The sequence below is a fragment of the Microbacterium halotolerans genome, assembly GCF_003569805.1.
Lineage (GTDB): Bacteria > Actinomycetota > Actinomycetes > Actinomycetales > Microbacteriaceae > Microbacterium > Microbacterium halotolerans.
This window is the reverse complement of the sequence record NZ_KZ984051.1, coordinates 1,255,124-1,270,554: the sequence shown is the minus strand read 5'-3', so window position 1 is coordinate 1,270,554 and position 15,431 is coordinate 1,255,124. Positions and strand designations below refer to the sequence as shown.

Here is a 15,431-nt window from a genome sequence, read left to right as displayed (position 1 = left end):
GAGTCAGGGGCGGGTGGCCTCTTGCACCTCCGTGCGCCGGCGAGCGGCGAGGGTGATCCCGGCCCCGACCAGCAGTGCGAGCATGCCGGCCGCAGCAGCCGTTCCGGCGATCGTGCTTCCGGTCACGGCGAGTTCGTCGCCGTTGTCGGGCTCCTCCGGTGCCGGGTTCGAGGGCTCCTCAGGTGTCGGCTCCTCTTCCGGAGCCGGGTCCGAGGGTTCCTCGGGTGTCGGCTCCGTCGGCTGATCCCGCACGGGATTCGACGTGCACTCCACCCCCTCGTCCCCGCACTGCGGGTCGTCCACGCTGGTCGGCGCGAGCAAGTTCTCCAGCAGGTCGTCGCCGCGCGCGAAGTCCTCGCCCACCGTCACCGTGTACGTCACGGTGACCTCCTGTTCGACGTCCAGCGACCCGGTCACGGCGATGATCTCACTGTCGATGACGACCGAGAGCGCCGGATCGGGCACCTCTGGGTCACCGACGAGAGCGGCGTCGTCGAGGACGCCGGACAGGTCATCGGTGTAGTCGACCGGCCCTTCGACGTTCCCCGAGTTGGAGAACGTCAGCTCATAGATCACGTCCTGCCCTGCCAACACGGCCGATCCCGATTCCGGATCGACCGACTTGGCCGCTTTGATCTCAGGAACAGGGAGCGGGCTCAACGTCGACTCGTTGGTGTCGGCTTCTGCCTGCTGGCTGTTGTATTCGTACAGCACGACCGCCTGGTTGACGGCCTGTTCGGCCGCGAGCCCCTGATCGAGCTGGACGGGGACAAGGAACTCGCTCGTGTCACCGACCGCCGCGAGGTCCTCCGACGCACGCCATGACGTGGCCCCCTCCCACGCTGTGTCCCACGTGCCGTCCGTGGCCGAGGTCGCGTCAGACGAGTACTCGATCGTCACTCCATCGGGCCCCTGCACCGGTCCGGTGAGCACCGTGCCCAGATCAGAACCGTTCGCGTCACCGGCCTCTGGCAGGTGGTCGAACACTGTGACGTTCGTCACCTCCGCAGGCAGCGTGTTCACCGTCTGGATCCGCCAGAACGCCGAACCGTCTTCTGCCGCAGTCTGATCCGTCGCCCAGCCCACGCCGTCCGGGCTGGCAGTCTTCTCCACGGACATTCCGCCACCCGTGATCACGGTGGAGGAATCGGAGTGGAAGACGATCCGCTCCGAACCTGCATCGAGATCGTGGATGTCATCCGCGACGGTCGGCGATCCGCCCGGCTCGTTGTACCTCACGCCGTCGAACTGCGGGTCGTCGATGTGCACCCAGGACTCGGCTTCGATCGACTCGTTCTCCGCATCGATGTACGCCCCCAGGGACACGTCCACAGGCAGCGTGTAGCACCACGCGGCCGTGCCCGAGTGCTGCGGCTGACGCCACGACTGATGCGGCGGAACCTCATCGAACGTGAACGTCACCAGGCGTCGCCCATCGGCCATCACCGTCTGCTCCACCGCAAGACCGTCGCCGACCTCGACCGGCGGAACCGAGTTCGCGCCGCCCTCCGCGACGGACACGCCCACCTCGGAGTCATAGACGATGCCCTCGGGCAGGACGACGTTCATCACGACATCCTGATAGTCCCTGACCTGGTCATTGTTCGCCGCGCACACCTGGTATTCAGCAGGCTCGCCCACCACCAGCGTCGACGGTGCATCGATCACGGTGCGCACGGCCACGGCATCGTGGATCGTCAGATCCGCGTCCGCCTCACTGCTGAGAGTGGGGCCGCCCTCGACCTCAGCCGTCATCGTCGCGGTGTTGGACACGTCGATCGATCCACCCGGATCACCGGTGTAGCTCGCATACGCCAGAAGGGTCGCGTTCACGCGGCTGCCGGTGGGCACGGTCGTCGCCGCATCCGGCGACACCGTCAGCCGCCACCCGGTCAGCACAGCCCCTGATAGGAAGTTCACGGAGGCGTGCGTGCCGCCGACCCCGCTGGTGGAACCGTCCGCCACGAAGCCGACCCGGTACTGCCCCTGCCCCGTGGTTCGGGTGCTGTCAGCGACCTGCCATGCCCCGCCGTCGAACTGCACCTCCAACGTGAGCGGCAAGTCGGCCGCCTGCAGGATCGTGTTCGAGTTGAAGCGCAGCTCCCGCGCAGCCGCGCCGTCGAAGTATGCCGCGTTGTCGGCGTAGGAGGCGACGTCCTCCAGCACGATCGACTCCGCGTCCACATCCTGGCCGCCATCGGCGTAGTACCCAGACACTGTCGTATCGAACCGGCTGCCGTTGGTCGCGGCTCCCGGCATGTCCTTCTCCACCGCCGTCATCGGCACCGGCGCGCCGTCATTCACCTCCTGTGGCTGCACCGTGGCCTGGTGGATGTCGTCGTACCAGACACCCGCCTGGTCCTGCACCGAGAGAGACACCGTGTTCAGCGGTGGCTGCGTGCCCTCGGGGAAAGCCGCCGAGGGATAGCTCACCCGCAGCCAGACGTCGTTCGAGAGCTGCCCCACGCGGAAGGTGCCGGTGTTCTCGAAAGTCGCCGTGATGCCCGTCGAAGCGTCACCCGTGAAAGTCCACTCGCCAGGGCCCGCGCTGCTGTCGAGCACCTCGGCGCCGGGGGCCAGCTCATCGACCAGCCGCTGTGCCGCCGAGGAGAAGTACCCGGTGGTGTCGCTGTTGTGCCCGATGATCGGGAACCGGTACACCACGACACGGTTGCCGGTGCCGGGCTGAATGCTCATCCGCTTATCCGTGCGGAACGACACCTCTCCCGTGACATCCGTCGTGTGCGAGTCCGTCGGCTCGACGCCGGAAGGGGTCTGGGTTCCCGTGACGGTCGTGGTGTAGGTCGAAGTCGGGTCCAGGTCGTTGATGTTCTTCTGCGTCACCGAGACCGCGAACGACGAATGCACATCCGTGAGATCGTTCAGCAGCACCGTCAGCTCACCCGTCGTCTCATCGTACTCGTACGACTCGACCGGCGATGTGCCCCCGGTGGCGACCGCGTCCACATCGAGATGCGGGTCCAGCATCAGCGTCAGCACGACGTCCTCCGCCGGGTCTCCCGACGTGACCTCTGCCTCCAGAGCCACCGTGTACGTGAAGCTGCTGCCCACATCCGCCGAAGCCGGACCCGTCAGATCCACCGAATAGTCCCCAGCCGCAGCGAACGCCGGTGGCGCGGTGCCGAGCACGCCTGCAATGCTGACCAACGCCGTGATCAGCACCGCAACGACGAACGACGCCGATGATCGGCGCGGTACTCTCTCGACGGTCGAACCGCCATGGTCCTGCCTGCTCACTGCAGCCTCCTGAACGGTGCTGCCTGCGCGACGCACCCACGTCCTGACTTCGTACTCATCGACGGTCCCTCCCCGCGGTGAATGCTCTGCTCCGCGTCCACACGACACCCGCTACAGGAGATGCCCCGCGGCACAGAGCTATACGGTGTCGACGCTATGCTGGCGCAGTCACGTCGGTCGATAGCCGCGGCTGAACTTACCCTCGGGTTTACCCCCGGCCCTGGCACGCTTCAGGGGCATGACACCTTGCCTTGCGTGTCATGCCCCTGAAGGGTTCCTCGGTCAGGCCCGACGGCGGCGCAGGCCCAGGAGCAGCGCACCCAGCACCAGCGCAAGACCCGCTGTTCCGGCGATGATCCAGGAGACGGATCCGCCTGTCACCGCGAGCCCGTCGGATGAACCGTCCCCGGTTCCGCCGTCGCCTTCGTCGTCCGGCTCCGGTGTCGGCGTCGGCGTCGGCTCGGATGAGTGCTCAACGGCTGGATTCGTCAGCACGACTCGGGTGTCGCCGGTCTCGGCGATCACGATCGCTGCCGTGTTCTGTTCGCCAGCCGTCGTCACCTGCTCACCCGAGAACTCGGCCGCGTCCCATTCGATCCCGGAAACAGCCGGCGGCTCCTGCTCTCGCAGCAGCACCTCGGTTCCCAGCCGCAGAGCATCGGGGAGTGTGACGCTCGGCTCATCAGGGGTGACCGTTCCCAGGGGCTCCCAGGTCTCACCACCGTCCAGGCTCTGCTCGACGACGAACGGCGTGTCGCCCGGCACCTGCCCCGCGCCGTCACCGGTGACCTCCTTGGTGACGGTGAACGTTCCGGTCAGTTCGCTGAAGCTGTTCTGCAGGATCAGGTTCGGAACGGTCCCCGCGACGATCTCGACCGTCGCGGTCTGGCCGTCTTCCGACACCGTGTAGCCGTCGCCGGAGATCCAGGAGTAGCCCTCCCAGCCGACGTACGTCGGCAGGTTCTGAGCGTCGACGTCCGCCTCGGTGAGCGTCACCGTCGTTCCGGCAGGAAGCGATTCGTTCAGCTCCGCGTACCAGTCGCCATCCGCCGAGAGCTGCAGCTCGCCGGATGTGCCGTCGTCGGCCGTGTAGGAGACGACGAAGGAGGTCGATGCGAACTCCTCGCTGTCACCGGCGAACGGTCCGTCGAACGTCTTCGTGACCCCGGCCGTGGACGTCGGCAGGAACTCCCCGAAGTGCACCTCGCCGACCGTCTCGTCCAGGCCGACGGCGATCTCATCGCTGGTGCGATCGCCGGGGACGGCGACAGGGCTGAACGTCGGAGAGTAGTGCTCGGGAACCTCGGTCAGCCGGACGACGTAGTCGCCGGACGACACCTCGAACGAGTAGGCACCATCGTCGCCTACCGTCTCGGTCTGCAGAGGCTCAGAAGGATCGTCCGCGGCGAAGAGCCCGACGACGACGTCCGGAAGTCCGTCCATCGATTCGGCATACTCACCCGTCTGAGCGAGGTCGATGACAACGCGTCCCTCGATGTGCGACGAGACGACGCTGACGATCGCGTCCTCTGTCTCCGCCATCGGGCGGTCGGCGGTTCCCAGGTATCCGAACGCCGTGTTCACATACAGGTCTCCTGCTTCCTGTCCGTCGATGGCTCCGACGACCCGCAGACTTCCCACTCCCGCATCACCGGAGACGAAGTCGGCGATGACGACGCGAACGGCCGTTGCGTCGGACGGCGGTGACGCGAGGTCGGTCACCGGCTGCCATGAGATGACGCCATCGGGGTCTTCAGCCGGCGTCGATGCGACCAGCTCCGGAGCATCGGTCGTGTACTCCACCACGGCTCCCACAGCGGCGTCCGCGGTGAGCTCGAGTCGGTCGAGCGCGAACTCGCCGGAGAAGTCCGTTCCACGTCCGTCGCCCACGTAGGGCAGCACGTCGACGACGTAGCTCTGCCCCTGTGAGCTGCTCTGGTAGTTGAACCAGCTGGTGGTCCAACTCGCCTGGTCATCGTCGATCTCGATCGTCGACGGGTCAGCTGCCTTCGTGAACGCGATGACATTCGACTGGAACACGGCGACCGATGCGGTGTCCTGCACCGTCTCACCGCCCGCGGTGAACGTGCCGATGTTCTCCATCGTGCCGTTCTCCGGCGCCTGCACACTCGTCATCGTGCGAATGGTGATCTCGGGGATCTCGTCGGTGTCGGTCACGACCCCGTCGTGCCTGAAGGTCAGCACGGTCCTGCCTTCATCGTCGACGGTGTCGGCGTCGCGCGTCCAGAACCCGTCCAGATCGATCACCTCGAAGCTGTCCACGTTGAGCGGCAGCACGTCGGTGATGACGATGCCCTCTGTCTGTGCGCTATCGGCATCCGCGGGGGGCGCGACATCCGTCGCCAGCGTGAAGTCCACGCTGTTGCCCGAAGTGATCGATGTCGCCGATGCGGTCTTCTCGATCGTCGGGGTCACCTCGGCCACCGCATACGACGCAGGCCTCGACACCGTCATGTCCGACGAATCCGGGGCGGTTCGGACCGTCGCCGTCGCGCGGTCCTCGACCGGCCGAGTGCCGTTGGGGGCGATCACGTCGAACGGCACCGCCATCCGCACGTACTGCTGCTCGGACGTATCGACGGTGACGACTGCGCGAACGCCATCGATCTGGTCATAGCCGCCAGCGTCAGCGACCGTCTGATGCCAGGTGCCCGCACCCCGGAACTCCAGGTCGTAGTCACCGGCGGGAAGAGCCTGTCCGTCTTCGGTACCGACCCAGATCTCATCGGAGAGCAGTCGCTGCTGTGTGAGATCCCACGTATCAGCGATGTCGCGGTAGGAGTACTCGACGGGGGTTCCATCCGCGCTGGTGTCTCCCCTGTGGCTGATGACCGCCATCACCATGCTGCCGCTGGGAACCACCTCTGTGGCGTTCGGAGCCACGTCACCCCAGCCAGAACCCGTCGTGAGAGGATCGCTGGGAATCTCCGCACCCGAGTCCGCAGCCGCCCAGAACAGGCGCTTGCCGATATTGCCCGCTCCGCCTTCACCCGAACTGTTCAGATTGGTGACGACCTGACGATCGTTCTGGACGGGCAGTGTGGTCCACTCCGCATGAGCGGTGTTCATCACCGGCAGCGCAGGGTCTGCGGGGTTCGGGAGGTCTTCGTCCGGCCACCACACCGCGTAGCGGATCCGCTTCATCTCGCCCATCGAGACGTCGTCGTCCAACGTGAAGACAACACTGTTCGTTCCGGCCACCCACTCCGCTTGGACTCCATCGGTGGTGATGGGCAGGAAGATCGAACTCGTCGGGCCGTCCCAGGAGTCGACGATCGTGGCCGGAGCCTCGATCGTGGTTCCCACCTTCTGGCCGATCGCGTCCTCCGGTACCTCGAGCCTCAGCTCGAACTGCTGCTGCTGCCCGACGACTCCATCGCGTTCGACCGACTGGGGGCCTCCGCCGACGCGGCGCTTGCTGAGCTCGGTGACCGGCTCGGCGCAGACTGCGATCTCATCCGCTGCAGCGGCCTCGGTGCCCATGCTGCTGACGACTTCCACGCTCGGCGTGTATGCGGTGTCCGCCGCGGCTGGACTGGGCACGGCACGAAGCGTCTTGAACTCGATGTCCGCGCCCTCGACGAGCGGCGTCAGCACGACGGTCAGCGTCCGGCCGTCTTCGCTCACAGTTCCTGTCGATTCGTAGAGGCCGTTTCCTCCGTCACTCGTGGTCTGACCGATCACCGCGGGGTCCCATGACCAGCCTTCTGGCAGCTCCTGCGACAGGGTGTACGTCTCGCCGACGTCCGGGAAGCCTCCGCCCCACGTCAGGCCGACGGAGTCATTGGTCGCGACGACACCGTTCAACTCGGGCGTGTCACCAGAGTCGCAGGCATTGGGCACTTCCTGTCCGTCGTAGTCGACTCCGACTCGGAACTGCGTCACGCCTGAATCCCCCGGCGCCGCCAGTGCGACGGACGGAGCGACCACCAGGCCTGTCACCATCAGCACCATCGCCACCGCAACAGCGGCGAGCCTCCGTGACAGTGACGCCAGACGCGCTTCACTACGCAGCATAAGTTCTTCCCTCCATCAAACGTGCCCTTACCCGATAGGCAGAGACACAGGTCCATACCTATGAGACTCCGCAGATCGCGGTTCATCACGCGAGGTTCGCAAGAAACCAGAAAGAAGTTCCCGAGCACGCCGACCAGCAAGATGACCCGGCCCGTCTTCATGCCTGACGTCGGAGGAAAGCGCGACTCAGAACCTGCCGGGGCGAGAAGATGACATCGTCGAGTTGACCCGCGCAGCAGACGTGTCACGGGAGGGACCGTCTGAACAGCGGTGCGCAGGGTGTCCGACTGGTCCGTGAAGAGACGGTCGTGACCCACCCCGACCGATGCGACGGACGACGAGATGAAGGCTCCGCCTGGACCGAGCGGTCCAGGCGGAGCCTTCATCTACCATCAGATCAGATCGAGCGGTCGCGTCGACGGACCGCCATCACGACGCCTGCACCCGCAACCAGCAGCATCAGAGCGGTGAGCGTCACCGTCCACCCGAGCTCGGCCCCGGTCACAGCCAGGTCCGGCGGGGTCGGCTCGTCCGGAGTGTCGCACGCCTGCGCCTGCTGGTCGAGGCCGTTGTGCTCGATCGCCGCGACGTTCGTGAACCCGGAGGCGCCATCGGAACCTGCGTCGCCGCAGGCGAACGTCGACGAGTCGGTTCCCGCGCCGAGCACGGAGACGACCTCGACACGGTAGACGTGCGTCGTTCCCGCTCCCAAAGCGACATCTCGTGCGACGACGTTGGCTTCCGCTCCCGCAGCGCCCTGACCCGTCCAGGAATCAGAGACATCCACACCGTCGGGTGCCTGGGTGATCTCGGCCGAGGTGACATCGAGCCCGGCGCCGTAGCGGAGGCGGTCCGTCAGCGTGTACTCGCCTTCTGCACCCCCGTCGTTCATCGCAGTGATCTCGTAGGTCACGACCCACTCGCCGTCTGCGCCCTCGACGGGGTCACCCACGATCGCCTTCTCGACGGAGATCGACGGCAGCTCACTGCAGTCGGTGTCGATCGACTCGTTGCCGTTCTCGTCGGTCAGGGTGGCTGCGTTGTTCAGCCCCTGCTCGAGCGTGTTCGACCCGGCAGGTTCCGTGCAGGCCGGCGATCCGGTGCCATCGGCATCGGGCTCGTCGAACCGCAGCGGGACATCGGCCAGCACCGTCACGGTGTACACGTGCGGCGCGTAGCCGTCCGTGTCGAGACCAGCGATCGTCACGTCGGTGGCGATTCGCGTGTTCTCCGCTCCGTCGAACGCATCGTCAAGGGTGACGCCGTCCGGGCCGCTGACCTGCACCTGATCCACGGTGACCTCGTCGGCGAACAGGAACTCATCGTCGAGATCGTAGGTGGTGGCCTCGCCGCCGACGTTGCCGACGGTGAGGTCGTAGACGACCTCCCACTGCCCGTCACCGACCGGGGCGGCCGTGACCAGCTCCTTGTCGAGTGTGGGCTTGCCGGGGATGATGCACTCCTCGTCCTCCTCCTCTATGCCGTTCCAGTCGACCGTCGCCTGGTTGTCCAGGGCGCCGGGCGCCGGGCCGCCATCGGCGGTGGTGCACATGCCGTCAGTGGGGACCTCGACATCGGACAGGTCGGCCGCATACCGCACGGTGACCAGATAGGTGTGCTCGACCGGGCCGTCGACGGCGCCCTCGATGGCCTGGTCGGTCACGATGACCGTGTCCTCCATGCCGTCGAAGCCGTCATTGAGCTCGGCATCCGGGGCGTCTGTGGTGACCTCCTGGACACCGATCACCTCGATGCCCTCGCCTGCGGCCAGGGTGTCGGTGAGGTCGTAGGTGCCGGAACCTTCGCCCTCGTTGGTCACCAGCAGCTCGTACGTGACGTCGTAGACGCCGTCCTCACCCTCGATCGGCATCACCGGCCCTTCCAGGGACTTGATGATGTCGATCAGCGGCAACGGGGCGCATACGTCATCGTCCCGGTTCTCGCCGTTGTGGGTGAGCTCGGTCGAGTTCGCCAGCCCACCGCTCTCACCCGATCCGGGTTCCGGGCATTCCAGTGCTCCCGGCGTGACCGTCTCGCGGTCCAGGGAGACCGTGACGTCCACCTGGTAGGTGTGCTCGCTCTCCTCTGGCAGCGTCACGTCGGACGAGATGACGTTCTCCGCCGCGCCTTCGTCGCCCAGCCCGGTCCAGCCGGCGTTCGTCTCGACACCGTCAGGCGCCGTGACGACGTCCGCGGAGTCGACGATGATGCCGTCGCCGTACAGCAGCCGGTCGGTGAGATCGTAGTCTCCTGCGGCGCCGCCGGTGTTGGTGGCCACCAGCTCGTAGCTGATCGTCCACGTCCCGTCGCCGTTGGGCACCGGCCCCTCGCTGATCGTCTTGGTGATGTCGATCAGCGGCAGCGAGGCGCAGACCTCGTCCTCGTCCACGATCCCGTTGTGGTCGAGTTCGGTCGAGTTGGCGAGCCCGCCGCTCTCGCCCGATCCCGGCTCCGGGCACGCCAGCGCGGATGGGTCGATGGTGTCCTCGTCCAGCTGGACCGTGACCTCCACCTGGTAGGTGTGCACGCCATCCATCTCGAGCGTGACGTCGGATGCCACGACGTTCTCCGCCGCGCCTTCGTCGCCGAGCCCGGTCCAGTCGGCATTGGTCTCGACGCCATCCGGCGCCGTGATGATGCCGGCCTCGGTGATCTCGATGCCCTCGCCGTACTGCAGCCGGTCGTCGAGGTCGTAGTCTCCGGCCGCGCCGCCGATGTTCTCGGCCACCAGGTCGTAGGTGATCGTGAACGTCCCGTCACCATTCGGCACCGGACCGCTCGAGATCGACTTGTCGATCACGATCGCTGCCACGGAGGCGCATTCCTCGTCGGAGTCGGTGAGATCGTTGTGCACGATCTCAGCAGTGTTGGCCAGACCGCCACCGTCTGCACCGGGTTCCGCCGGGCAGGCCCCGACATCCGGAGCACCTTCGATTCCCTCGGCCATCCCGAGCACGACCTCCACCTGATAGGTGTGCACTCCGCCGCCGGGCAGCGTCACGTCGGAGGCGATGACGTTCTCCGCATCGCCCTCGGCGCCCAGGCCCGTCCAGCCCGCGTTCGCAGTGACGCCGTCGGGTGCCCCCACGATCGCCGTCGAGACGACGTCGAGGTCACCTCCGGCGGTCATCTGGTCGATCACGTCGTAGTCACCCGCGGCAGCGCCGTCGTTGGTGGCGACCACCTCGTAGGAGACCGTCCATGTTCCGTCACCGTTCGGCACGGGGCCATCGGTGATGGACTTCTCGACATCGATCGACGGCAGCTCCGCGCATGCCCAGTCGTCCTCGGTCTCGCCATTGGACTTGGTCAGCTCGGATGTGTTGGTGAACGCCCGATCGGTCGTCTCACCATCCGCGCCGCATGCCGTCGGGTCGTCGGCACCCGACCCCGCACCGTCGAGCTGCAACGGCACGTCGGCGACCACCGTCACCTCGTAGACGTGCGGGGCATACTCCGGGTTCTCCATGCCTTCGATCTCGGCATAGTCGGTGATCGTCAGGTTGCCCTGCCCGTCCCACGCCGGATCGGACAACAACACATCATCCGGAGACGCTGTCACCTCCGCTGAAGTGATCGTGACCTGATCGCTGAAGTGCAGCTCATCGACCAACGAGTAGTCGGTGGCCGGAGTCTCAATGCTCTCCACCGTGATCCCATACACGATCTCCCACTGCCCGTCGCCGATCGGAGTGGCCGAGATCAGCTCCTTCGCGTGCTCGGTATCACCCCGCGGGGTGAAGCCAGCCGGGTCGCAGTTGATGTCAGGCGCCAACGGGTCACCGTTCTCGTCCACCGAATCCGATGGGATATCCGCCTCAGCACAGGCCGTGTTCACCACAGCGTCCTCACCGACCGGCTCCTCCAACACGAACGAGAACTCATGGAACTCGGACGCCCCCGGAGCGAGCGAATCGATCGTGAAGGACCCTGCAGGGAAGAGGTCATCGTCGATCACGATGTTCGTCAGAGTGCCTTGACCGGTGTTCTCGACCACGATCCGGTACGAGACCGTGTCGCCGATGTGGTGCTCGGGATAGGTCTCCACCTCCTGCGCGTCCAGCCAATCCTCATCAGTGGCATCTTCCAGCGCCACCTCCGGATCCAAGATGTACTTCTTCAGGTTCGCCGAGTAGTACGTCGCGATCTGCGTCTCGGCAGAGGTGCGCATCACCAGACGGGTGTTCTCCGCCCGGCCCTGTGCTCGGTTGACCAGCGTGTCACCGCTGTCCATCCCCTCCGTGACGATCGGGATGGTGAAGTTGAACGCACCACGAGCCTCGAGCTCATCAGTGATCACCCGCACAGCCGTCGCATCCGCCGTGAATGTCGTCGACCAGCCCACGGTGTTCCCCGCCGGATCACCCGACGCACCATTGGCCGCATCAGCCGGATCATCCGACAGAGTCGCCGGGTCCGCCGTCGTGTAGTACACCGTCGCGCCCATGCTCACAGTGACCGGACCGCTCAGCTCATAGGTGCCAGCCGTATCGGTCCCACGACCATCGCCGTTGTACGGCAGGATATCGATCGTGTCGGTGAACTCCTGCGGCAACGAGTCCTCCGAGACCACATCCACCGTCCACGACCCCGCACCGACACCATCACCACTCACATTCGGGATGAACGCCTGATCCGCCGTCTTCACAATCGACGTCGAACCTGCCGCGTTGATCGTGACCGATGCCGTTGCAGGATCGGACGGAAGACCCTCCACCGAAGCGACAGCCGAGTTCACATGACGCGACCCTCCCGGCAGGTCGTCAGCGAACTCCACGTCATAGGACAATGAGTGCACCTGATTGGTCGCGACGTCGTCCAGGACCCAAGTCAGCACCTGACGGCCCTCACCATCGGTCTCGATGCTCGGCTCCGGATCAGCAGAACCTGCCACATACGTCACGCCCAACGGCAACGTGTCGACCAGCTCGTAGCCATCCACTGTCTCGGCCACCGCACCGGTGCCGTCCGCGGAATAGTCCAGTGTGTACGTCGCCAGGCCACCCGGATCCACCGTCCCCGGCGACACCGACTTCTCCACATGCGGCGACACACCGATCACCCGCATGATGTCACGGCCCGACGCAGCGAAGGGGTACCGCGCATCAGGCGTTGCGGTACCGAACGCCGGCATGTCGCCCACATCAAGGGAGCGATTGCCGTGCACCCAGTTGTTCGTCGACGACGTCGGGGTGATGTAGGACCCCCACGTCCACACGTCCTGACCAGGCTCCGCCGTCGGCTGGAGCTGCTGAATCACCTGTAGCGCGATGATGCGGCTCCAGCCGACATCCGCCATCGAGTAAGTGGTGCGCACCGCCCTGACCGTGGACAGGTCGGCCGGCGGCTCACTGACCCACCCTGCAGCCCCCTCACAGACGGTCGAGGCGTTCGGGTCATAGGAACCGCTGTTCGGGTCAAGGAGCGCCGAGCCCCCGACGTAGTACTGCAGCGGAAGATTCGCCAGCTCCCCGCTCTGGGCGCCGTCGTACCGCACGTTTGCATCGACGAACTGAGAGTACCGAGTGTCCAGCACCTGGCACATGCCACCCTGGGTCGCGTTCTGGCTCGCAACGTTCGGATAGGTCAAGAATACCTGGGCGGCGACCTCCGTCTCAGGCGCCACTCGATAGATGTCAGCCCAGGAACCTCCACCGCCCTGTCCGGTATACCCATACTGCCACTGGTGGTTCCAGATCCCAGTCGTCCACGTCTTGGTCGAGGTGTTGTTCGCGGGGTCATCCTGGGTCGTCTGCCCATCGACCGCCGTGTACTCCGGCGCATCCGAGGTGACAGAAATGTTCCCGGAGTTCGCTGTGGTAATCAACCGCAGCTGGATCTGCCCCGAAGCCACCGCCACCCGGTCGGTCGGGAGTGAGTTGCCCGCCGAATCCGTCGTCGGCACCTGCACATGGCTGTAATCGACTCCCGACAACGACAGCGTGTAGGAAGTCGAGCTGTTGCGCGTCAGCGTGCAATCACCCACGAACGGGGCCATCTGGCTCGCGTCATGGCCGCCACCGGACCACGGGTGACCGTTCGCCGTGCCGCTCTCGAACGCCGTGCACCCGTCCGGCCCAAGCTGAGTGACCGCACCCAGGCTGTTGTCCACCGTCAGCTGATAGACGATCGGCTCGTCCGCACCAGCCGGGCTGGTACCGCCGTGGAACAACGTCCAGTTGAACGTGAAGTCCCGCGAGTTGTCGTTCCGGGTGCTCCCCGAGACGTTCTCCTCCCACCGGATGTCCTGCACGAACTCGTTCTGCACCGCAAGCTCTGGAAGCTCTGCATCCTGGTCGGCGATCGTCGCCGACATCGAGACCGGCTCACCATCCACAGCCGTCACACGCACCGTCGTATCAAGCGTCAGCGCGGTGCCCTCATCGATGGTGCCGCGGTTGCACACGAGGGTGGCGCCGTCGTCGATGATCTCCGATTCCGGATCGAGCGAGGGATCGTCATCGTGGGTCAGGCAGACAGGCGGAACATCTTCGAATACCGCCCCGACGGCCGTGACCGTGATCGTGATATTGTCCACCGGTTCATTTCCTGGGGCCTCGGCGTCGTCGTTGACGTTCGCCCACCACGTGGCTGCGATCGAGTCCCCCGTCTGCACCGTATCGGGCGTCTCCGCCCCCCACTCGCCCTCGAGCTCGTAGACCGTCGCCGCCTGCGCAGGCAGTGCCGTGGCGAGACTGCCGACCAGCACCGTGACGATCGCCGCGGCGATGGCGATGAACCACTGATGCGGTCGCAAGGATGAACGCGCTTGCTGAACCTTCATGGACATTGCTCTCCCTCTCCTGCACCAGCGCCCATCGGGTGCACTGGCTAGTGATTCAGGCATCTCAAGCGGCAGTCACGCATCCGACAGGGCGCGAACTGTGATGACTCTACATGCTGGAAGGTCGAAATACTAGTGTTGCGATCTTCCGCATATCAGCCCTGAAAACCCGGGGCCCGTTGCGGATCGACGAGGGCGAAGCGTCCCGCTACGGCGCTCTGTAGAGCTCTGCGGTCACAATGCGAGCAGAACGATCTCGGACCTCAAAGCTCCGCACATCACTCTCCACTGTGTGTGCTGCCTGCTCCCGAATGTCCGAACCCCTGCGTCCGATACGGTGAGGTCATGACCGTCTCCGATCTGCCCGACGTGGGAGTGATGCTCCCCCGCGACCTTCCCATCGACCAGGTGCTGCCGTTCGCTCGGCGAGCGGAAGAGCTAGGGTTCGTCGAGCTCTGGGTCGTCGAGGATCTCGGGTTCCGAGGCGGCGTCGCCCAAGCCGCGACTGTGCTCTCGGCGACGACCACCATTCGCGTCGGCGTCGGGATCCTTCCGGCCGGAGCGCGCAATGTCGCTTTCGCCGCGATGGAGGCGGCGACGCTGGCACAGCTTCATCCGAACCGGGTGACGATCGGCATCGGGCACGGAATGCCGGAGTGGATGCGGCAGGTAGGCGCATGGCCCGCCAGCCCGCTCGGGCTGCTGCGCGACTGGACGAGAGTCTTCCGGACGCTGCTGCGCGGCGACGTCGCCTCGGACGCGCAGCATGTGCACGTCGAAGGGACCGCGCTGACCGAGATCCCGTCGTCGCCGCCGTCAGTGCTGCTCGGCGTCAGAGGACCGCGCTCTCTGGAGGCCGCCGGCGACGTCGCTGACGGCGTCGTGCTGGCCGAGCCGTCGCCGCCGCCGTACATCGCATCCGCGATCGCCCGCATGGACGCAGGCGGCAGCGGCCCTCACCGCGTCGTCGCGTATGACCTGGCAGCGGTCGCCGGCACGGACGAGGAGGCGTATGCGCAGGTTCGCCCGGCGCTTGCGCCGCTCGGAGAGCCGGACTGGCGCCCGCACCTCTTGGCACTGCCGTTCGTCGACGATCTCGCGGCGCTGCGCTCCTCCTGCGGCGGACCCGACGAGTTCGCCGCCGCGCTGCCCGACGAGTGGATCCCCCAGCTGGCGCTCGCCGGCACGGTCGAGCGCGTTCGCTCCGCTCTCGCCGCCCGCCGCGCAGCCGGTGCATCCACGAGCGTGCTCATCCCCGTTGCTGACGACCCCCTCGCGGCTCTGAGCCGACTCGCGACTGTGCTCTGAGCCCGGCTCCGTGCGGAACCGGACGGGCCCCGCTCGCGACGAG

At 66.1% G+C, this 15,431-nt stretch carries 4 protein-coding genes; 1 reads left to right on the top strand and 3 read right to left on the bottom strand.

The window, feature by feature from the left end:
* Nucleotides 1-3 precede the first annotated feature (3 nt).
* The 3 genes from DZG09_RS05685 to DZG09_RS05675 all read right to left on the bottom strand — a co-directional run bounded on the left by DZG09_RS05685 (nt 4) and on the right by DZG09_RS05675 (nt 14,086).
* The gene (locus tag DZG09_RS05685; RefSeq protein ID WP_162893175.1) at nt 4-3,258 is read right to left on the bottom strand and encodes a DUF7927 domain-containing protein; all 3,255 of its coding nucleotides are present in this window, start codon (nt 3,256-3,258) and stop codon (nt 4-6) included.
* 282 nt (nt 3,259-3,540) lie between these two features.
* On the bottom strand, nt 3,541-7,296 hold the full coding sequence (locus DZG09_RS05680; RefSeq protein ID WP_162893174.1) for a DUF5979 domain-containing protein: 3,756 nt from the start codon (nt 7,294-7,296) through the stop codon (nt 3,541-3,543).
* Nucleotides 7,297-7,693: 397 nt separating this feature from the next.
* Entirely contained in the window at nt 7,694-14,086 is a 6,393-nt protein-coding gene (locus tag DZG09_RS05675; RefSeq protein WP_162893173.1) for a DUF7507 domain-containing protein, read from the bottom strand.
* A gap of 339 nt (nt 14,087-14,425) precedes the next feature.
* Between DZG09_RS05675 and DZG09_RS05670 the strand changes: the two genes are divergently transcribed.
* The gene (locus tag DZG09_RS05670) at nt 14,426-15,388 is read left to right on the top strand and encodes an LLM class flavin-dependent oxidoreductase (RefSeq protein ID WP_119696666.1); all 963 of its coding nucleotides are present in this window, start codon (nt 14,426-14,428) and stop codon (nt 15,386-15,388) included.
* The last annotated feature ends 43 nt before the right edge of the window (nt 15,389-15,431 follow it).